The 19,915-nt window shown below is 52.7% G+C and carries 18 protein-coding genes and 1 other RNA gene; 9 read left to right on the top strand and 10 right to left on the bottom strand.

Annotated features, from left to right (window positions below):
* Positions 1-7: 7 nt before the first annotated feature.
* From recF to HBA93_RS08925, 5 genes are all read left to right on the top strand, one after another.
* On the top strand, positions 8-1,165 hold the full coding sequence (gene recF / locus HBA93_RS08905) for a DNA replication/repair protein RecF (RefSeq protein WP_221723062.1): 1,158 nt from the start codon (positions 8-10) through the stop codon (positions 1,163-1,165).
* A 91-nt stretch (positions 1,166-1,256) separates the two neighbouring features.
* Positions 1,257-2,033: a molybdopterin-synthase adenylyltransferase MoeB gene (locus HBA93_RS08910; protein WP_221723019.1), complete on the top strand. Its 777-nt coding sequence runs from the start codon at positions 1,257-1,259 to the stop codon at positions 2,031-2,033.
* Positions 2,030-2,521 carry a GNAT family N-acetyltransferase gene (locus HBA93_RS08915; RefSeq protein ID WP_221723020.1) on the top strand — a complete coding sequence of 164 codons (492 nt, stop codon included), beginning with the start codon at positions 2,030-2,032 and terminating at the stop codon, positions 2,519-2,521. Before HBA93_RS08910 ends, HBA93_RS08915 begins: the two co-directional genes overlap by 4 nt.
* A gap of 19 nt (positions 2,522-2,540) precedes the next feature.
* Positions 2,541-3,800, top strand: coding sequence for an aconitase X (locus tag HBA93_RS08920; RefSeq protein ID WP_221723021.1), 1,260 nt, complete (start codon positions 2,541-2,543; stop codon positions 3,798-3,800).
* The gene (locus HBA93_RS08925) at positions 3,800-4,231 is read left to right on the top strand and encodes an aconitase X swivel domain-containing protein (RefSeq protein ID WP_221723022.1); all 432 of its coding nucleotides are present in this window, start codon (positions 3,800-3,802) and stop codon (positions 4,229-4,231) included. The genes HBA93_RS08920 and HBA93_RS08925 overlap by 1 nt, the downstream gene beginning before the upstream one ends.
* A gap of 34 nt (positions 4,232-4,265) precedes the next feature.
* Here HBA93_RS08925 and HBA93_RS08930 read toward each other — a convergent pair whose 3' ends face one another.
* The 8 genes from HBA93_RS08930 to HBA93_RS08965 all read right to left on the bottom strand — a co-directional run bounded on the left by HBA93_RS08930 (position 4,266) and on the right by HBA93_RS08965 (position 14,079).
* The gene (locus HBA93_RS08930; RefSeq protein WP_221723023.1) at positions 4,266-5,234 is read right to left on the bottom strand and encodes a 2-hydroxyacid dehydrogenase; all 969 of its coding nucleotides are present in this window, start codon (positions 5,232-5,234) and stop codon (positions 4,266-4,268) included.
* Positions 5,231-6,874 (bottom strand): ABC transporter ATP-binding protein, encoded by a 1,644-nt coding sequence (locus HBA93_RS08935; protein WP_221723024.1) that lies wholly within the window; start codon positions 6,872-6,874, stop codon positions 5,231-5,233. Before HBA93_RS08935 ends, HBA93_RS08930 begins: the two co-directional genes overlap by 4 nt.
* Positions 6,871-8,007: an ABC transporter permease gene (locus tag HBA93_RS08940; protein WP_221723025.1), complete on the bottom strand. Its 1,137-nt coding sequence runs from the start codon at positions 8,005-8,007 to the stop codon at positions 6,871-6,873. Before HBA93_RS08940 ends, HBA93_RS08935 begins: the two co-directional genes overlap by 4 nt.
* Complete coding sequence (locus tag HBA93_RS08945) at positions 8,007-9,101, bottom strand: microcin C ABC transporter permease YejB (protein WP_122006133.1); 1,095 nt, start codon at positions 9,099-9,101, stop codon at positions 8,007-8,009. Before HBA93_RS08945 ends, HBA93_RS08940 begins: the two co-directional genes overlap by 1 nt.
* Before the next feature lie 60 nt (positions 9,102-9,161).
* On the bottom strand, positions 9,162-11,054 hold the full coding sequence (locus tag HBA93_RS08950; RefSeq protein ID WP_286201823.1) for an extracellular solute-binding protein: 1,893 nt from the start codon (positions 11,052-11,054) through the stop codon (positions 9,162-9,164).
* Positions 11,055-11,146: 92 nt separating this feature from the next.
* On the bottom strand, positions 11,147-12,958 hold the full coding sequence (locus HBA93_RS08955) for an extracellular solute-binding protein (protein ID WP_502910067.1): 1,812 nt from the start codon (positions 12,956-12,958) through the stop codon (positions 11,147-11,149).
* Between the two features lie 146 nt (positions 12,959-13,104).
* Entirely contained in the window at positions 13,105-13,329 is a 225-nt protein-coding gene (locus HBA93_RS08960; RefSeq protein WP_028233806.1) for an alkylphosphonate utilization protein, read from the bottom strand.
* Between the two features lie 69 nt (positions 13,330-13,398).
* Positions 13,399-14,079, bottom strand: coding sequence for a c-type cytochrome (locus HBA93_RS08965; protein ID WP_221723027.1), 681 nt, complete (start codon positions 14,077-14,079; stop codon positions 13,399-13,401).
* A gap of 181 nt (positions 14,080-14,260) precedes the next feature.
* Here HBA93_RS08965 and HBA93_RS08970 point away from each other — a divergent pair, with 181 nt between their 5' ends.
* Positions 14,261-15,004, top strand: coding sequence for a 3-deoxy-manno-octulosonate cytidylyltransferase (locus HBA93_RS08970; RefSeq protein WP_121992054.1), 744 nt, complete (start codon positions 14,261-14,263; stop codon positions 15,002-15,004).
* Between the two features lie 49 nt (positions 15,005-15,053).
* Entirely contained in the window at positions 15,054-15,920 is an 867-nt protein-coding gene (locus HBA93_RS08975) for a prephenate dehydratase (RefSeq protein ID WP_221723028.1), read from the top strand.
* A 132-nt stretch (positions 15,921-16,052) separates the two neighbouring features.
* On the opposite strand, the gene nudC is transcribed toward HBA93_RS08975, so the two are convergent.
* Together nudC and HBA93_RS08985 are read right to left on the bottom strand one after the other, a co-directional pair.
* A complete protein-coding gene (nudC, locus tag HBA93_RS08980; RefSeq protein ID WP_221723029.1) occupies positions 16,053-17,000 on the bottom strand; it encodes an NAD(+) diphosphatase in 948 nt (315 codons plus the stop codon).
* Positions 17,001-17,009: 9 nt separating this feature from the next.
* Complete coding sequence (locus HBA93_RS08985; RefSeq protein WP_121992051.1) at positions 17,010-17,420, bottom strand: HIT domain-containing protein; 411 nt, start codon at positions 17,418-17,420, stop codon at positions 17,010-17,012.
* Between the two features lie 268 nt (positions 17,421-17,688).
* On the opposite strand from HBA93_RS08985, the gene ffs reads away from it, so the two are divergent.
* Positions 17,689-17,785: signal recognition particle sRNA small type (ffs, locus tag HBA93_RS08990), an RNA gene on the top strand.
* A 220-nt stretch (positions 17,786-18,005) separates the two neighbouring features.
* On the top strand, positions 18,006-19,853 hold the full coding sequence (locus HBA93_RS08995) for a DNA polymerase III subunit gamma/tau (protein WP_502910068.1): 1,848 nt from the start codon (positions 18,006-18,008) through the stop codon (positions 19,851-19,853).
* The last annotated feature ends 62 nt before the right edge of the window (positions 19,854-19,915 follow it).

Genomic DNA, 19,915 nt, shown 5'->3' on the forward strand with positions numbered 1-19,915 from the left:
TACAAACATTGATGCACAAATTTCAGGTCGCAGCGAACGGGTGAGTTTCCGTCGTCTGCGGCTTGCGCATTTTCGCAATTATGACAGCCTGTCGCTGCCGTTGAGTGGCGGCCATGTGGTGCTGACCGGCGAAAATGGTGCAGGTAAAACCAATCTTCTGGAAGCGGTTTCCTTTCTGTCGCCGGGGCGCGGCATGCGTCGTGCTGCCTATGCTGATGTCAGCCGAAGCGGTGCGCCCGATGGTTTTGCCATTCATGCGTTGCTGGAATCGGCAAGCTATGGTGAAGCTGAAATCGGCACAGGCGTGGCCGGTACCAATGGTGAGACAGGGCGAAAAGTTCGTATCAACGGGGCGCCTGCCGGTGCCGATCAGCTGCTCGATTATTCCCGTATTATCTGGCTCATTCCGGCGATGGACGGGCTGTTTACAGGCTCCGCCGGAGATCGCCGCCGTTTTCTCGACCGTATGGTGCTGGCGATTGATGTCAGCCACGGCAAGCGCGTGCTGGATTATGAAAAAGCCATGCGCAGTCGCAACCGGCTGATCTCGGATTATAATAGTGACGCACAATGGCTGGATGCGATTGAAGCGCAGATGGCCGAGCTTGGCACAGCCATCGCCGCTGCACGTGCGGAACTGATGGCGCTGATAGCTGCCATGATTGAACAGACACCGGATGACAGTCCGTTCCCGAAAGTGGACTGTTTTCTGGAAGGCGAGCTGGAAGGACGTATTCGTCTGGAGGCAGCGCTGGATCTGGAAGAGAATTTTCGCCGTACGCTGCGCGATATGAGGGGCCGTGACCGCGCGGCAGGGCGCACGCTGGATGGGCCGCACCGCACCGATATGGTGGTGCATCACCGGCCTAAAGGCATGCAGGCGGCTCTATGCTCTACAGGCGAGCAGAAGGCGCTGCTGATCGGTCTGGTGCTTGCTCATGCAAGGCTGACGGCCAATCTTGCCAATATGACGCCGGTGCTGCTGCTCGATGAAATTGCCGCTCATCTCGATGAGGGTAGACGTGCCGCCTTGTTTGATATTATTGACGATCTGGGTGCGCAGGCTTTTATGACCGGCACGGATCGTGCGCTATTTCGTGACCTCAAGGGCGAAGCGCAATTTTTCAATGTCAGTGCTGCCAACCTGTCACCTTATGATATTTGAACCGCTAGGGTTTCTGCAGCTCTTTTTATTTTACGCGTATCTTATCCGAAAACCGCTTCACACTTTTCAGGATACGCTCTAAACTTTCTCTATGAACACACAGTCAGAACCTTTCAGCGGATTAGAAATCGAGCGTTATGCGCGCCATATTATCCTGCCGGAAATCGGCGGAGCAGGGCAGCAGAAGCTTAAAAATGCGCGCGTTCTGGTGATTGGTGCAGGCGGGCTTGGCAGTCCGGCGCTCCTTTATCTGGCCGCTGCCGGTGTCGGCCATCTCGGCATTGTCGATGATGATATGGTCACATTGTCGAATTTGCAGCGTCAGGTGGTGCACCATACCGACAGTATAGGCGAAAATAAAACCGACAGCGCTGCGGCTACGATACACCGTATCAATCCGCATATTGAAATTGCCTGCCATACATTACGGCTCACACCGGAGAATGTGACGGAGCTGTTTTCAGCCTATGATATTATCGTTGATGGCTCGGATAATTTCAGCACCCGCTATCTGGTGGCGGATCATGCAGCATTGCTGGAAAAAGCTCTGGTCACCGCAGCCATGGGGCGGTTTGACGGTTCGCTGACAGTGCTGAAACCTTATGAGAGTGATTCTGAGGGCAATCCTCTGCCGCATTACCGAGATCTTTTTCCTGAACCACCGCCTGACGGGTTGATGCCCTCCTGCGCGGAAGCAGGTGTGATCGGTGCCTTACCGGCGATTCTCGGCTCTCTGCAGGCGATGGAAGTGATTAAGCTGATTACCGGCATAGGAGAGCCTTTGCTGGGGCGCTTGCTGCTTTATGATTCTCTGTCGGCACGGTTTGAGACCATGCGCTATAAACGGCGGAGGGGCGCAGACCAATGAGCACGCAGAGCCGGACATATCAGGTTTTTACAATTACACCTGATTATGACGGGTTTGATGCTCTGTTACTGCTCATTCAGGATGCCTTTGCCACAATGGACGGGGTGATTGATCCGCCGAGTTCTGCCGGACTGCTGAATGCAGCGATTCTGCGCGGCAAAGCAGACACAGAGACTGCCTATGGGGTGCTCAGTGATGGGCAGCTGGCCGGATGTGTGTTTCTGGCAGATAAAGGCGATCATCTTTATTTAGGCAAACTGGCTGTCGCCTCTCCGTTTCACGGGCTTGGCATTGCACGTTGTCTGGTTGAGCAGGCTGAAAAACTGGGACGTGAGCGCGGCATGTCGCATATTGACCTGCAAGTACGTATCGAACTGACCGACAATCAGAAACTATTCAAAAAACTGGGCTTTGAAATCATTGCTGAAACCATGCATCCGGGCTTTACCCGCGTGACATCGCTGACAATGCGTAAAGGTCTGCTTTAATCATATTCGGGAGGAACCTATGGTGCTGGCACTGAGCACGGAGGAGCGTGCCATTATCAACGGGCGGGATGGTTCTGGCGCGGCAATGGCCATGCGCATTGTTGCCAGAACGGCCGAGCTGATGGGCGCATCGAGGCTGATCCCCATCGCTTCCGCACATATTGACGGTGCGCTCTATCATGGTGACAGCGGTACCTATTTTGCGGAAAAATTGGTGGAAGGGCAGGCTAAGGTGCGCGTGCGCTCGACGCTGAATGTCGGCTCGCTGGATCTGACCGGTTGTTCCGGCAACCGTTTGCCGCCGCATGAGGCGGTAATGGCAAAGCGCATGATGCAGGCCTATATCAAACTTGGTTGCGAGCCGTCATGGACCTGTGCACCCTATCAGGCAGGGCACCGGCCGCAAACCGGCACGGATGTGGCATGGGGCGAATCGAATGCCGTGGTGTTTTGCAATTCGGTTCTGGGCGCGCGTACGAATCGCTACGGTGATTATCTGGACATTGCCTGTGCCATTGCCGGTCGCGCACCGGATTACGGATTGCACCGGCCGGAGAATCGCCGTGCGACAATTATGGTTGATCTGAGCGCTCTTGATTCTGCACTTTTGAGTCAGGCGGTGGCATGGCCGGTGCTGGGTAATCTTTACGGACGCCTGATTGGTGATTCTATCGGTGTGGTGACAGGCGTTGCACCGGAGTTGCTGACAGAGGATGATCTGAAGGCTTTTGGTGCGGCCTCTGCCTCATCCGGCGCTGTCGGTCTTTTTCATATTGCAGGGCGCACGCCAGAGGCACCGGATGCCGAATCGGCACTGCAGGGGAATGAACCTCTGGAAACTATCCGCGTGACACCGCAAATGGTGCGGGAAGCGCGCAAAGCTCTGTCCACGATAGAGACGGACAGAATCGATGCGGTGGCAATCGGCAGTCCGCATTTATCGCTCGACGAGTTTGATCTTCTTGAAACGGCAATTTCAGACCGGCATCTTGCTGTCCCGCTTTATGCCTGTACGGGGCGGCATGTGCTGCGTGAGCTGGATAAGAATCAGCGCCGGCAAAGACTGGAACAGGCGGGCGTGATTGTGGTGGCTGACACTTGTGTGGTCGTCACACCGATTCTGCCGGAGAAAGACAATGCTGTGCTGATGACCAATTCCGGAAAATTTGCCCATTATGCGCCGGGCAATACCGGTTACGGTGTTGTCTATGGTTCTTTGCAGGAATGTGTTGAAAGCGCTGTCACAGGTCGCGTCCGGTTCGCTGAGGAGGTATGGTGATGGTGGCGCAACTCTTGCAAGACAGATTTCAGGCAAAAATACTGGTCGCAGGCGCAGCGGTGGAGGCGGCTGGTTTTGCTTTAACGGCTCCGATCAGCTTCTGGGGCGGGGTTGATCCGCAAACCGGCCTGATCGCCAATGTGCGCCATCCGCAATATGGCCAGTCCGTCTCCGGCAAAGTGTTATGCCTGCCTGCAACTGTCGGGTCCTCATCGGCAGCTGCTGTGCTTCTGGAACTGGTACACAGCAACCGTGCACCGGCAGCGATTATCCTGCATGAGCCGGATGCGATTTTGTTGCTGGGCCTGATTGTTGCTGAAGAAATGGGACTGACAATCCCGCCAGCCTGTCAGTTGGATCGCGGGACGTATTCCCTGCTGGATCAGCAGCGATTGCGGATTAATGAGCAGGGGACTATTTGTATCTTATAAAAAAGAGCCGGAATTTCCGGCTCTTTTTATGTTCTTAATATTGTTTCTCACGGTCAACGAGATTGATCAGCGTGCCATCGCGCTCATAATCGCGGATCATGCGAATAATCTCCGGCACCAGAGCATTGGCCGAGGAACTGGCTGCGGCATGAGGGGTGATCGTGATTTTCGGATTACCCCAGAGCGGGCTGTTTTCAGGCAGCGGCTCGGTTTCAAACACATCAAGCGAGGCAGCAGAAAGCAGGCCGCGTTCAAGCGCTGCCTGAATATCGGCTTCATTCTGCAAACCGCCACGCCCTGCATTGATCAGAATGGGCGCGCCGAGCGGACCGTCGTCCTTCATGCGGCCAAACACAGACATCGACAGAATACCTTTTGTGTCCGGTGTCAGCGGCAGCAGGCAGACGAGAATATCAACCTGTTTGAGGAATTCGGACAATCCGTCTTTACCGTGATAGGTGGTCACACCGGCAACATCCTGCGGGCGGCGGCTCCAGCCACTGACATTGAAACCAAGATGTTTCAGCTTGTCGGCAGCATCACGTCCTAAAACGCCTAAGCCCATGATCCCGACATTGACTTCATTGGCCGCAGGCTGACGGCGGTCTTCACGCCAGATTTTCTTGAGCTGCTGCGCGCGATATTGAGGGCCGAGACGATGATGATCCAGCACCTGCCAGACTACATATTCGGTCATGCGCATGGTCAGATCAGGCGAAACGGTACGCACGATCGGCAGATCCGGCACCTGATCATCATGGAACACATGATCCACACCGGCACCGAGCGAGAAGATGACTTTCAGATTGGGCAGATTAGCAAGCGAGCCGCGTTTCTGTTTCCACACCAGCGCATAATCAATGGATGCTTCTTCACCGGCTTTGACCTCAGTAACGATTTCACGCTCCGGCGCAGCTTTGGCAAAGGCTTTGATCCAGATTTCCGGATCCCAGCCGGTCGCTGCAAAATAGATTTTACCCGTATTTTTTACTGCTGCACTCATTGATTTACCACTCCCTTTTCAGCCGTCTCCAAACGGAAGGCTGCTGCCATCAATGCGCGGGTGTAATCGGTTTTCGGCGCTCCGAAGATTTCCTCCGCCGGACCATATTCCACTGCTTTGCCATTGCGCATCACAAGCACATGATTGGCAAGGGCTTTGACCACGCGCAAGTCGTGACTGATGAAAAGATAGCTTAATTCATGTTTTTTCTGCAAATTACGCAGCAATTCGACAACCTGTGCCTGCACACTCATATCCAAAGCTGAAGTCGGCTCATCCAGCATCACAAAACGCGGATTGAGCACCATGGCACGGGCGATGGCAATGCGCTGGCGCTGACCGCCGGAAAACTCGTGCGGATAACGGAAGCGGCTTTCCGGATCGAGATTAACCTCATGCAAAGCGGCAACGACTTTATCATCGCGCTCGTCAGCCGAGAGTTTAGGCTCATGCACCTGCAATCCCTCGGCGATAATCTCTGCAACCGACATGCGCGGGCTGAGCGAACCGAACGGATCCTGAAACACAATCTGCATTTCACGACGCAGCGGACGCATATCCTTGAAGGAAAACCGGTCGATATTTTTTTCGCCAAAGCGGATTTCGCCTTTGGACGAAATCATCCGCGACAGTGCTAAACCAAGCGTGGTTTTGCCGGAGCCGGATTCACCAACCACACCCAGTGTTTGCCCTGCGCGCAGTTCCACATTGATACCGTCAACGGCCTTCACATAATCGACGGTTTTGCGCAGAAAGCCTTTTTTGATCGGAAACCAGACTTTGATATCCTCACCGCTCATCACCAGCGGTGCATCATTCTGCGCAGGCAATGGTGCGCCTTTCGGCTCAGCGCTCAGCAAATGCTTGGTATAGTCATGCTGCGGATTGGTGAAAATATCTTCTGTCTTGCCGCTTTCCACGATTTTACCGTGATGCATGACGCAAACGCGGTCGGCAATCTTACGCACCACACCCAGATCATGGGTGATGAACAGCATCGACATATCCTGTGACTGCTTTAACTCGGCTAGCAATTGCAGAATTTGTGCCTGCACTGTCACATCAAGCGCGGTCGTCGGCTCATCAGCAATCAGCAGTTTCGGCTTGTTAGCAAGAGCCATGGCGATCATCACACGCTGGCGCTGCCCGCCGGAGAGCTGATGCGGATAGGATTGCAGGCGTTTTTCCGGTTCACGGATACCAACTTCATGGAGCAGTTCCAGTGTCCGTGCGCGCGCCTGTTTTTCGCCCATGCCCTGATGCAGACGCAAGATCTCACTAATCTGACGTTCAACCACATGCAACGGGTTGAGCGAGGTCATTGGCTCCTGAAAGATCATGGCAATGTCATTGCCGCGAACACCGCGCAGTTTGTTTTCCGGCATGGTCAGCATGTCTGCACCCTCAAAGAGGATCTGACCGGACGGATGACTGGCGGAGGGGTAGGGCAGCAGTTTCAGCACCGACAAAGCGGAGATGGATTTACCCGAGCCGGATTCCCCCACCAGAGCGACGGTTTCGCCTTTGTGTATGTCGAAGGAGATATGATCGACAGCAATCCTGTCCTGACCATCCTGATGAAAGGCAATCGACAGATCGCGGACACTCAACAGCACTTCGGCTTTTTCATGGGAACTCATTTAAAAGCCTTTCGCGGATCAAAGGCATCACGCACTGCTTCACCGACAAAGATCAGCAGCGACAGCATCAGCGAGATAACCACAAAGCCGGTTATACCAAGCCATGGTGCCTGAAGATTATTCTTACCCTGTGCCAGCATTTCACCAAGCGACGCCGAGCCTGGCGGCAGACCAAAACCGAGGAAGTCGAGTGAGGTCAGTGTGGTGATTGAGCCGTTGAGAATGAATGGCAGGAAGGTCAGGGTTGCGACCATCGCGTTGGGCAGCAGATGCCGCCACATGATGGTGCGGTTATTGACGCCCAGCGAGCGTGCCGCATTCACATATTCAAAGTTACGGGCGCGCAGGAATTCGGCACGAACAACGCCGACAAAGGCAACCCATGAGAACAGCAGCATTATAAACAGCAGCACCCAGAAGCCGGGCGGCAGAATGGCAGCGATGATCAGAAGCAGATAGAGCACCGGTATCGACGACCAGATTTCGATGAAGCGCTGGAAAATCAGATCAACCCAGCCGCCGAAATAGCCCTGTACCGCACCGGCGGTCACACCGATTACACCGGAAAAGGCGGTAAGGATGAGGCCGAACAGCACGGAAATACGGAACCCGTAGAGCGCACGGGCAAACACATCGCGTGCCTGATCGTCAGTGCCGAGCCAATTCATATTGCCGATGGTGCAGTTCGGATCATTGACGCCTTCCGCATAGCGCGCGCAGCGCTGTTCCTTCGACATCAGCCAGAATGGTTTGGACGGTGCGGCTTCCGGAATTTCATTATTCACGGTGCGGTAGGAATAACGAACCGGCGGCCAGATTGCCCAGCCGTTTTGGTTAATCTCGTCTTGTATCACGGGGTCGCGATAGTCGGTGACCGCATAGAAACCGCCGAATTTCTCTTCCGGATAATCAACCAGCACCGGCATAAGAATTTCGCTCTTGTAGGAAACCAGTATCGGTTTGTCATTGGCGATAAATTCAGCAAAGAGCGAGGTTACAAACAGAAACAGAAAAATCCACAGTGACCACCAGCCGCGCCGGTTGGCCTTGAAATTGCGCCAGCGTCGCTGGTTAAGCGGCGACAGAAACGGGCGTTTCACGCGCGCAGGAGCGGTTGCTGTGATATCGCTCATCACACATCCCTCCGGTCAAAATCAATACGCGGATCAATCCACGTATAAGTGAGGTCGGAGAGCAGGCCGACCAGCAGGCCGATCAGCGAGAAGATAAACAGATTGGCAAAGACCACAGGATAATCACGATTGAGAACGGACTGATAGCCAAGCAGGCCGAGACCGTCGAGCGAGAAGATGGTTTCAATCAACAGCGAGCCAGTGAAGAAGGCGGTGATAAACGCACCGGGGAAACCGGCAATCACAATCAGCATCGCATTACGGAACACATGGCCGTAAAGCACCTGCCGTTCTGTCAGGCCCTTGGCGCGTGCTGTGGTGACATATTGTTTGCGGATTTCTTCCAGAAACGAGTTTTTGGTAAGCAGGGTGGTGGTCGCAAAAGCAGACAGCACCAGCGCCAGCACCGGCAGCGCCATATGCCATATATAGTCTGTGATTTTGCCCCACAGGCTCATTTGATCAAAGTCCGGCGAAGTCAGGCCGCGCAGCGGAAACCAGTCGAAGAATGAGCCGCCTGCAAACAGCACGATCAGCATGATAGCGAAAAGAAAACTCGGAATAGCATAGCCGACAATAATCACCGCGCTGGTCCAGACGTCAAAACGTGAACCGTCGCGCACGGCTTTGAGAATCCCGAGCGGAATAGAAATCATATAGGAAATCAGGGTGAGCCACAGGCCGAGTGAAATCGAAACCGGTAGCTTTTCCTTAATCAGATCAAGCACTTCAATATCGCGGAAATAGGAGTGTCCGAAGTCGAAACGGGCATAGTTCCACAGCATCAGGCCGAAACGTTCCAGCGGCGGTTTGTCAAAACCGAACTGCTTTTCGAGGCTGGCGATAAATTCAGGATCAAGCCCCTGTGCGCCACGATATTTCGAGGAGCCACCGCTGTCCATTGATATTGCGCCTGCATCAGCGCCTCCGCCTGAGAGCCTGTCCATGGCATCGCCGCCCTGTCCCTGCAATTGCGCAATCACACGCTCTACGGGGCCGCCGGGGGCAAACTGAATGACGGCAAAAGAAATGGCCATGATGCCGAAAATGGTTGGAATCATGAGCAGCAGGCGTCGGAGAATATAAGCGCCCATCAGTTGTATAATCCTGTTTGTTTTTTATTGTCTTTTGACAGTTTAATGCAAAGTGCTGAATTATGTTTTACCAAGCTGCGCGGCTTTCTCGTGATCATACCACCAGTAAAATTCCGGATAACCGCCATAAGGTGGGGAATCTGTCATGCCGAATTTGTCCCAATAGGCGATCAGCTTGCCGCCTGCTGACCAGCAGGGAATCCAGTCGCGTCGATAGCGAAGCAACCGGTCGAGTACGCGGATAATTGCAGTCATATTATCGCGATTGTCAGCCTGTGCCACATCATCCAGTAATGCGTCAATTAAAGGGCTGCTTGTGCCGGTATAGTTCTGCGATCCCGGCAGGCTGACACTTTCAGAACCATACATGATCGCGAGGGCGGCTCTGTCCGGTGTTGCGGACGAACTGGAAGCAAAGCCGATCATGTCATAGTCAAAATCAAGCAAGCGCTTCTGATAGGTCGCGGCTTCAGCCATACGCACTTCCGCATTAATCCCTATCGCCTGAAGATTTTTGATCATCGGATTATAGACACGGTTAAAACCGTCAGAATTGTTGAGAATTTCCAGCGTAAAAACCTGACCACTTTGATCAATCAGCCATTGGCCTTTACGCTGATATCCGGCCGCTTTCATCAGTTCCGCCGCACGGCGCAGTTGTTCACGGTTGCGGCCACTGCCGTCTGTGACCGGCATAGTGACAGGATCATCGAGCAGTGCTGTGCGGGCGGCATTATCCATCAAACCCGCATGGCGAGTGATAACAGCCTGCTCCTCAGGGGATGCTTTGCCTTGTGCCTCAAAGGCGGAATTGCTGAAACTGGATTGCTGCCGCTGATACAGATCACTGAACAGGTTACGGTTGCTCCACTCGAAATCAAAGCACAGCCCGATTGCTTCCCGTACCCGCGGATCGCGAAAACGCTCGCGGCGCTGATTAAGCGCCCAGCTTTGCATTGACGGAATTTTCCATGCAGGAAAACGGTTGCGGATAATTTTGCCACTCTGCACCGCAGTGAAATCGTAATCATTGGCCCATGATTTCGCAACGCTTTCCGCGCGCCAGTCGAGAATACCCTTTTTAAAAGCTTCGAAAGCGGGCTGCCGATCACGGAAAAACTCAATGCGGATACGGTCAAAATTATTGCATCCGATATTCACATTGAGGTCTTTAGCCCAGTAATCTTCATTACGCTGATATTCGATATATTGTCCGGCTGAGAGCGCACCAACTTTATAGGCTCCGGAACTGAGCGGGATATTCAAGCTGTTTCCATCGAATTTATGTTCGGTGTAATAGGCTTTTGAGAGTACAGGTAAGGTAGCCATGCTGATGATGAGTCGACGGTTTTGTCCGGCATTTTCTCCTTTGAGTGTCAGGCGCAGATGATAATCATCGTCCGCAACTGCACTTTCCATTTTGGCGAGCAGTAGCCGCAGAGCAGGATGTCCTTTTTCTTTGAGCAGATTATAGCTGAAAGCCGCGTCATGCGCGGTCACCGGTGTATTGTCGTGAAAACGCGCCTGTTCGCGCAGTTTGAAAATATAGCTTGTACCGTCATCACTGACAGTCACACTTTCTGCGAGCAACCCGTAAACTGCATCCGCTTCGTCCAGCGAACGGGTCATCAGACTGTCAAAGCAGGATTCCATTCGTGGCGGGGCATCACCCAGCGCTGAAAAAGTGTTGAGCGTGTTGAAGGTGTCGGGTGCCTGATTAAGCGTCCATTCATTGACAGAGAAATTAAAGCTTCCGCCTTTGGGTGCCTGCGGATTGATATAATCAAAATGGCTGAAACCGGCCGGATATTTCAGATCGTCAAATACGGCTAGTCCGTGAACCGCAGTCTTCGCACCGTCTTGCGCTTTGGCACGTAAGGGCAGAGCAGCGCTGAATGTTGCTGCTCCGCCGAGTATCATCAGTTTGCGCCTGTTTATCATACCCTCTGCCATAATACGCCTCCTGCCTTGTGGTTAAGATCCGGTTGGGCATCAAACTCAAAAAATGCGAGTCAAAATACAAGACCAAACCAGAGTGAGCCATTTTATGGTTTTTGTTTTATCCACCAGGAGAAAGGGTCAATCCCTGCATAATCCGGCTGTTTATCCGGCAGGCCGAACTTGTTCCAATAGGCAACATTGATCGTATCGGAATACCATTGCGGTACAGTGTAATAGTTCCACAGCAGCACACGGTCGAGAGCACGGGTGGCCGCGACCAGCTCATCGTGGTCTTTGGCATAGACAACGTGGTCGATCAGCTTGTCGATGGCTGGATTTTTAATACCGGCATAGTTTTTGCTGCCTTTCAGATCGGCAGACTTGGTACTCCACATTTCCCGCTGTTCATTGCCGGGAGACTGGCTCTGCGCCACAACTGTGGTGATGATATCGTAATCGAAGTCACTTAGCCGCGCCTGATATTGCGCATCATCAACAACGCGCAACGACGCATTGATGCCAACACGGCGCAGATTATTGATGTACGGATTAACGACGCGCTCTTCGTTCGGATTGTTGGTCAGGAATTCGAGGGTAAAGACTTCGCCTTTGTCATTAGTGAGCTTGCCGTCTTTCACCACCCAGCCGACCTGTGCAAACAGATCAATGGCATGGCGCAGATTGGTACGCATGGCCTGCGGTGTATCGAAGACCGGTAGCTTATACGGCTTGGTGAAAACAGCATCCGGAATTTCTCCACGCACGGTTTCCAGAATTTTCAGCTCCTCAGGGGAAGGCAGACCGGATGAGGCCAGATCAATACCGGCAAAATAGCTTTCAATCCGCTTATACTGGTTGAAAAACAACAGGCGGTTCATGCTTTCAAAATCAAACACCCAGTTGAGTGCTTCACGGACACGAATATCCTGAAACTTTGCTTTTCTGGTGTTGAGGAATGCGCCCTGCATACGCCCTGCCGCATGAAACGGGAAACTGGCTTTGATGACATCCCCACGCTCCACAGCCGGAAAATTATATTGTTCTTTCCAGCGCTGCGCCATGTTTTCCAGCCGGAAATCATAGATGCCGCCTTTTTTGAAGGCTTCCCATGTCGCGTCATTATTCAGAAAATATTCGTATTTGACTTGATCGAAATTATTACGTCCGATATGGGTCGGCTGGTCTTTGCCCCAGTAATCCTCTGCGCGCTGCCAGATAATGGATTTGCCCGGATTAACGGAAGCGATTTTATAAGCGCCGGAGCCGAGCGGAATTTCAAGTGTCGGGCGGCTGATATCACGCTGTTTGCCGTTTTTATCTTTGCCTTGCCACCAATGTTTCGGCAACACGACGAGATCACCCATAATACTTGGCAATTCGCGGTTACCACTTTTGTCAAAGGTGAAGGTGACTTCAGTGTCGCCGGTTTTTTCGGCTTTGACGACATCAGCATAATAGCGGTTATAGAGCGGGGATTGTTTTTTCAGCGTCTCGAATGACCAGATCACATCTTCCACAGTAATCGGGGTCTTGTCATGCCATGCGGCTTTCGGATTGATGCGGAATTTTACCCAGGAAAAATCATCCGGATATTGCATGGCTTCGGCAACCATTCCGTAGGATGTAGAGCTCTGATCCATCGACTGATCCATCAGCGTGTCATAGAGCATTCCGCCGCCGAAATTGGCGAGACCGGCAGCCGCAACACCCTGCACCACATAGGGGTTCAGCGTATCAAATGAGCCGACAGCAACCTGATTGAGTGTGCCGCCTTTAGGCGCATCAGGATTGACGTAATCGTAATGTTTAAAGCCTGCGGCATATTTAGGCTCACCTGTCAGGCTGTTGGCATGGCGCCATGGCAAATCCTGAGCGGAAGCGAGGCTGCTATACAGCCCCAAACCTGCAAGAAGCATAATCCGCAATGCTGTTTTCATTCCGCCACCCGATAGTTTGCTCACAAGAATAAGCTTCCACTTTAATGATCCCTGTATGAATTAAAAGGGAAAGCCGGCAGAAGCAGAGCAAAAATCGGAAGTGGCGGATTAAATCTTTGTAATAATCAGGCTTTTTTGACGAATTCGGTTTTCAGAACCAGGCCTTTGACCTGTTTGGTGTTGCATTCAACTTCACCGTCACGACCGTTGAGGCGGACATTTTTCACCAAGGTGCCACGCTTGATAGTTTCAGATGTGCCTTTGACTTTGAGGTCTTTGATGAGGGTGACAGAGTCACCGTCCTGCAACTGGGTGCCGTTGCTGTCGCGTACAATTGGTTCATCAGACATGAGACATTTTCCTTCAAAATAAAAGCCGGGCATTAAGCCCGGCTTGATAATATTCAATTGATCTTAAGATCAGTTGGCGGGCTGCGTTGCCGGTGCTTCCGGTGCGGCAGGTGCCGGAGTTTCTGTTGCCGGTGCAGCCGGAGCTTCAGCAGGCTTTTCTTCTGCTGGTTTTGGTGCTTCAGCGGGAGCGGCAGCTTCCGGTGCAGGCAGCGGCGCAGGATTATCAGACAGCGAGCGCAGATAAGCAATCAGATCAGCGCGTTCATTGTCTTTTTTGTCGCCGGCAAAGCCCATAGCTGTGCCTTTGATATAGCCTTTTGGCGAGGTCAGGAACTTATTGAGATGCTCATAATCCCAGACTTCTTTGCCGCCCTGTGAAAATTCTTTCATGGCTGCGGAATAGCTGAAACCTTCAACGGTCGCCATCGGACGGTTCACAACATCCCAGAGATGCGGACCGACTTTATTTGCGCCGCCTTTTTCACTCGTATGACAGGCTGCACAGCGTTTGAACACTGTTGCACCGCGTGCAGGATCAGCTGATGCCAGCAAAGTTGCAATCGGAACAGCAACGGCTGCTTCCTTGCCACCGGCTGCCGGTGCGCCGCTTTCTGCAGCTGCAATTTCATAACCGGCTTTTTCAGGATGCGAGGTCGAGAAAATCGCATCGGATGAAATACCAATAGTCATTACAACAAAAACTGTGGCCAGAAAGGCCATGATAAACTTGTTGGACTGAGACGATTCCATGTGGCCGCTAGCGCTCCTCTTCCCCAACGCCTTTAGCTTGGCGGTAATTATTGATACGTCTTAGGGGAGGGTTGCCCTCCATTGCTGACTTTCGCCGGAAACTAGGTCTTTTACTTGGCGCTGGCAACACCTATAAGAACTGCAGTACCCGTGACTTTTTGACACTTTCGGATGAATAGCGATGTCTAAGCCGTTTAAATCACTGATCCTGATACCCGCCCGCATGGCTTCAACCCGTCTTCCGGGTAAGCCGTTGGCTGACATTGCCGGAAAGCCGATGATCGTGCATGTGGCCGAGCGCGCAGCTGCATCCGGTCTGGGACGTGTGGTTGTTGCAACGGATAGTGCAGAGATTAAAGCGGCTGTCGAGGCGCATGGTCTTGAGGCGGTGATGACACGCAGCGATCATGAATCCGGATCGGACAGAATTTATGAGGCTTTGCAACTTATTGATCCGAATAAAGAATTTGATGCGGTTATCAATGTGCAGGGTGACCTGCCAGTGATCGATCCGGCACTGATTAAAACCGCTTTGCAGCCGCTGATTGACGGGCCTGCGGATATCGCCACTCTTGGTGTTGAGATCAGCGATATCCAAGAAAAGACCAATCCGAATGTGGTGAAAATTGTCGGCTCGCCTCTGGCCGGTGCCAATAAACTGCGCGCACTTTATTTTACCCGCGCTACAGCACCTTATGGTGATGGTCCGCTTTACCATCATATCGGTCTTTACGCCTATCGCCGTGCGGCACTGGAAAAATTTGTCGCGCTCGGGCCTTCGGTTCTGGAATTGCGCGAAAAACTGGAACAGCTGCGGGCTCTGGAAGCGGGTATGCGAATCGATGTGGAAGTGGTTCAATCCTTCCCGCTCGGTGTGGATACACCGGAAGATCTGGAAAAGGCGCGTCAGTTTCTGTCCCGCTGAAATTCAGGGAAAACAGAAAAGCATTTTATAAATAGTCAAAGGCACCAAAATGGCAGCGAAGACCAATAAAATATCGTTTCAGGGTGAACCGGGAGCAAATTCCGATACGGCCTGCCGCAATATGTTTCCGACGATGGAGCCGCTGCCATGTGCGACTTTTGAAGATGCATTTAATGCCGTTGAAAATGGTGAAGCCGATCTGGCAATGATTCCGATTGAAAATACGCTGGCCGGTCGTGTCGCGGATATTCATCATCTTTTGCCTGAATCGCGCCTGCATATTATCGGCGAATATTTCCTGCCGATCCATTTTCAGCTGATGGTGCTTCCTGGTACCAAAAAGGAAGACATTAAGAGCGTTCACAGCCATATTCATGCGCTGGGGCAATGCCGGAAAATCATTCGCGGCAATGGCTGGAAACCGGTGATTGCCGGTGATACCGCAGGCGCTGCCCGTCAGGTGGCTGATCTGGGCGATAAGAGCAAAGCGGCCTTAGCACCATTGCTGGCTGCTGAGCTCTATGGTCTTGAGATTTTGCAGAACAATGTCGAAGACGCGGAAAACAATATTACGCGCTTTGTTGTGCTGTCCAAGCAGGAACAATGGGCACCGCGCAAGTCACCGGATGAGCTGATGGTGACGACTTTTGTATTCCGCGTGCGCAACGTTCCGGCGGCGCTTTATAAGGCGATGGGCGGTTTTGCGACCAATGGCATCAACATGACCAAGCTGGAAAGCTACCAGATTGGCGGTACTTTCATGGCCACGCAGTTCTATGCGGATATTGAAGGTCATCCGGATGACCGTTCCGTGCAGCTGGCATTGGAAGAGCTGGCCTTCTTCACCAAGGAAGTACGTATTGTCGGTGTTTATCCGGGCAGTGAAAACCGCAAGCAACTGCTAGCAGCAGAATAACCGCAAGCGTTTGCTTGCAAATGAATAACCGCAAGCGTTTGCTTGCAAAGGAATAAAAGTAAGCAATTGCTAGCAGCTGAGTAAGCCAAATTTTAACAGTTTGAAAAAGCGCCGGAGTGATCCGGCGCTTTTTTATTTGTCTGAACACTCTACCCAATGGCGTATCAGCGCGCTGGCGATTGCACCGGCAGGCGGTGTGCGTAGGTCTTGCTTATGGACATTATCCAACATGGCTCTTGCCTCCTCACGGGTAAACCAGCGCCCGTCTTCCAGTTCGTCATGGTCAAGATTTATCTCATCAGACAGGCTCTGTGCGAAACAACCGATCATCAGGGAATAGGGAAACGGCCATGGCTGGCTGGCGTGATAGGTGACCTGTCCGACGGGTAGCCCTGATTCTTCGCGCACTTCACGCCGGACAGCATTTTCAATCGTCTCACCCGGCTCCACAAAACCGGCAAGGCAGGAATAGGTCAGCGGAGCAAAATGCGGGCTTCGCGCAAGCAGACACGTGTCGCCGCTGTCGGTTTTGCGGGTGACCAGCATAATCACCACCGGATCAGTGCGTGGAAAATGCTCGGCATTGCAGGAGATACACACCCGTTTGAAACCGCCGATCCGCATTTCTGTCCGGTTGCCGCAACGCCCGCAAAAGCGATGGGTTTTATGCCATGCAAGTAGCGCAGCCCCTTGCGCTACCATACCACTCAGCGCAGGTGGCAAAAGATGATGCGTATAGAGCGCGCGATATTCCGAAGCTTCGTAAGGCGCAGGAAGTGCCTCCGCGTCCAGACCGGTGTCGAGTGCAAAATAGGCAATGCCCTCTGCATCACCCAGCAAAATCAGATTGTCGCCGGCAGATAAATCCGAGCCATTTTGCAGGGCGCGACGCTCCGCATGGCTGAACAAGGCACGGTGTTCCGGTGCGCCTTGTTTCAAAATAATTTTGTTGCCGGCAAAAAGCAGAAATTGCGCACCGGGATCAGCCAACGCTTTGGCTAAACTTGTTTCGTCCCGTTTCTCTGCCTGCGGGGCAAGTGTCCTGCCGGCAAAGCCAAGACCATGGCTGTTATCTGTCATGTGATAAACTCAGGCAGAAAGACGGGCGCGTAAATCACTGATCAGCTTGCTGGCTTCTTCGTCCGTATAAGGCTCGCGCGTGCCATGCCCCCAGACCGGACCCGGCCATGCCGCATCACCGCTGTTGCGTGCAATAATGTGAATATGCAGTTGACGGACAATATTGCCGAGCGCACCGCTGTTAATTTTCTCGCAGCCGGTCGCGGATTTCATGGCTTCAGCAACCATCGAAGTCTCAAAGCTGAGCATGGTTTGATCGAGCGGCGTTAGCTCGTGAATCTCAGACATATCTGCGCGCTGCGGCACAAGGATCAGCCATGGCCAACGCTTGTCATTCATCAGTAAAAGCTGGCACAGGCCAAGCGGGCCGATAGGAAAACTGTCATTTTGCAGGCGTTGATCGAGGGCGAAATCTGGCATGATGCGGTGCCTTTTTGAGAAATATTGTTCTTGTCCGGCAGTTTTGAAAGCTGGTTTTGACTAGAACATAACTTCTTAAATTTGGATCAGTTTAAGGAATTATGTTCTAATTTTAATGTGTTAGAGCGACCTTTGTGCGCCAAGTCTGGCACATGGCGCTCTAGTCTGGAACTATTCAAACATAAAATGCATGAAAATAATCTATATTTTTTTATCTCAGCTGATTTGAGCCTTGCATTTTGTGTTCAAATTTCCGATATGGAGCGCGGGAGGTTGGTGGTGGACGGACCACTCGCCAACCGGGTCAGGTCCGGAAGGAAGCAGCCCTAACGAGCTCGGCACGGGTCATCGTGCCAGCCTCCCACCTTTTTCTCCCCTGAAATCCAGATTGTTGTGCACGGAAAAGCTAAGTTTTCCGTGAGACCGCTTTCTGTTTTCAATCGGCTGATGATCTGTGCTACAGCAGTGGAGCTTAGAGCAGTTCCAGTTGTGATGAACTGTTGGAACCGCTCTAATTATTGTTTTACGCATTATCCTACGCAAAACCGGTTCCCACTTTTGCTGGAAATGCTTTAAAGACGGGATCTGAAGGAGCGCGCGAAATCCATGGATAATAAACCGGCAGACAACGCCTACCGCGTTCTCGCCCGTAAATACCGCCCGCAGAATTTTGATGATCTTTATGGTCAGGAGCCGATGGTGCGCACCCTGACCAATGCTTTTGAAGCAGGACGCATTGCGCAGGCATGGATGCTGACCGGTGTGCGCGGGGTGGGTAAGACCACAACGGCGCGTATTCTGGCGCGCGGCCTGAATTATAAAACCGATACTATTGATCAGCCGAGTGTGCATCTGACCGAATTGGGTGAGCATTGTCAGGCGATTATGGAAGGCCGCCATGTCGATGTGATCGAAATGGATGCTGCCTCACATACCGGTATTGATGATATTCGTGAGATTATTGAACAGGTGCGCTACCGTCCGGTTTCTGCCCGTTACAAAGTCTATATCATCGACGAAGTGCATATGCTCTCCAATCAGGCATTCAACGGCCTGTTGAAGACCTTGGAAGAGCCGCCGCCGCATGTGAAGTTTATTTTCGCGACCACAGAAATCCGCAAAGTTCCGATTACCGTTCTGTCGCGCTGTCAGCGTTTTGACCTGCGCCGTATTGAATCCGGCACATTGACCAGTCTGCTGCGCAAGATTACCGGCTTTGAAAATGTGCAGGCTGACGACACAGCACTGGCGATGATTGCCCGTGCCGGTGAAGGCTCTGCGCGCGACAGCCTGTCGATTCTCGATCAGGCGATTGCCCATGGCAACGGCACAGTAGACAGTCAGACGGTGCGCGAAATGCTCGGTCTTGCCGACCGTGCGCGTATTATCGACTTGTTTGAAATGCTGATGCGCGGTGACGTTGCGGGTGTGCTAAAAGAATTCCGCGCGCAATATGATGTGGGTGCTGATCCTTCGGTTGTGCTGAGCGATCTTGCGGATTTCAACCATCTGGTCACACGTCTGCGTTTCACACCGGAAGTGGCGCAGGATATGTCGCTGTCGGAAGATGAGCGTGTGCGTGGTGCTGAATTTGCCAAAACATTGTCGATCCGCGCTTTGTCGCGCTGCTGGCAGATGTTGCTCAAAGGTATTCATGAGGTGGAGACCTCATCCCGTCCGGTGCAGGCTGCAGAAATGCTGCTGATCCGTTTGGCGCATTCTGCCGATCTGCCGACACTGGATGAAGCGCTGAAAGCCATTGCCAATGGTCATACTGGCGGAAGCTCTGCGCCATCTGCTCCGCAAGGCGGCGGCGGTGGTAATGGTTCCGGTGGTGGTGCAACAGCTTATGCATCTACCGATGCTGTTTCCGGTCAAATGGTTCAACGCCAGAATAATGGTGGTGCCGCTCTTCGATTGGCCGAGCCAACTGCACAGCCAGTGATGCAGCCGCAAGCCGTTGTCCAGCCTAAAACAGAGCCTGCTCCGCAGGCCGTGCGTATCCGCGACCTGAATGACATCGTCAATCTGGCGGGCAATAAACGCGATCTGCAGTTCAAGGTGCTGGTCAAGAATTTCGTACGGCTGGTTTCTATCGGCCAGAACCGTATGGAAATTGCGCTGACCGAACATGCGCCGAAAACACTGGCCACGGATATGGCGCAGCGTCTGCTTGACTGGACGGGCGAACGCTGGATGGTCTCGGTTGCGCGTGACGGCGGTGGCCAGACTGTGGCTGAAGTTGAAACCGCGCGGCGCGAGGAACTGGTAACAGATGCCCGCGCTGATCCGGATGTAGCGGCGATCCTTGCGAAATTTCCGGGTGCAAAAATCATCGACGTGCGTATCACCACGCCGGATGATGATGCGGATCTGGAGATGCAAATGCCGGATCCGGGTGTGGATAGCGGCGATTTGGATGATGACGATTAATTTTAGCTGCGGTTGAAACGACCGAGGCTGTGAACCATTTATTGAAAAAGAGTAATTCGAGG

The sequence above is a fragment of the Ochrobactrum sp. SFR4 genome (assembly GCF_019730395.1).
Lineage (GTDB): Bacteria > Pseudomonadota > Alphaproteobacteria > Rhizobiales > Rhizobiaceae > Pseudochrobactrum.

Coding starts and splice junctions, on each gene's coding strand:
- HBA93_RS08960 (WP_028233806.1), bottom strand. CDS start 13,329: ATGTCTGATGAACCAATTGTACGCGACAGCAACGGCACCCAGTTGCAG.
- HBA93_RS08915 (WP_221723020.1), top strand. CDS start 2,030: ATGAGCACGCAGAGCCGGACATATCAGGTTTTTACAATTACACCTGAT.
- HBA93_RS08910 (WP_221723019.1), top strand. CDS start 1,257: ATGAACACACAGTCAGAACCTTTCAGCGGATTAGAAATCGAGCGTTAT.
- HBA93_RS08930 (WP_221723023.1), bottom strand. CDS start 5,234: ATGAGTGCAGCAGTAAAAAATACGGGTAAAATCTATTTTGCAGCGACC.
- HBA93_RS08955 (WP_502910067.1), bottom strand. CDS start 12,958: ATGCTTCTTGCAGGTTTGGGGCTGTATAGCAGCCTCGCTTCCGCTCAG.
- HBA93_RS08945 (WP_122006133.1), bottom strand. CDS start 9,101: ATGGGCGCTTATATTCTCCGACGCCTGCTGCTCATGATTCCAACCATT.
- HBA93_RS08985 (WP_121992051.1), bottom strand. CDS start 17,420: ATGCCAGATTTCGCCCTCGATCAACGCCTGCAAAATGACAGTTTTCCT.
- HBA93_RS08950 (WP_286201823.1), bottom strand. CDS start 11,054: ATGGCAGAGGGTATGATAAACAGGCGCAAACTGATGATACTCGGCGGA.
- HBA93_RS08965 (WP_221723027.1), bottom strand. CDS start 14,079: ATGGAATCGTCTCAGTCCAACAAGTTTATCATGGCCTTTCTGGCCACA.
- HBA93_RS08940 (WP_221723025.1), bottom strand. CDS start 8,007: ATGAGCGATATCACAGCAACCGCTCCTGCGCGCGTGAAACGCCCGTTT.
- HBA93_RS08975 (WP_221723028.1), top strand. CDS start 15,054: ATGGCAGCGAAGACCAATAAAATATCGTTTCAGGGTGAACCGGGAGCA.
- nudC (WP_221723029.1), bottom strand. CDS start 17,000: ATGACAGATAACAGCCATGGTCTTGGCTTTGCCGGCAGGACACTTGCC.
- HBA93_RS08970 (WP_121992054.1), top strand. CDS start 14,261: ATGTCTAAGCCGTTTAAATCACTGATCCTGATACCCGCCCGCATGGCT.
- HBA93_RS08925 (WP_221723022.1), top strand. CDS start 3,800: ATGGTGGCGCAACTCTTGCAAGACAGATTTCAGGCAAAAATACTGGTC.
- HBA93_RS08920 (WP_221723021.1), top strand. CDS start 2,541: ATGGTGCTGGCACTGAGCACGGAGGAGCGTGCCATTATCAACGGGCGG.
- HBA93_RS08935 (WP_221723024.1), bottom strand. CDS start 6,874: ATGAGTTCCCATGAAAAAGCCGAAGTGCTGTTGAGTGTCCGCGATCTG.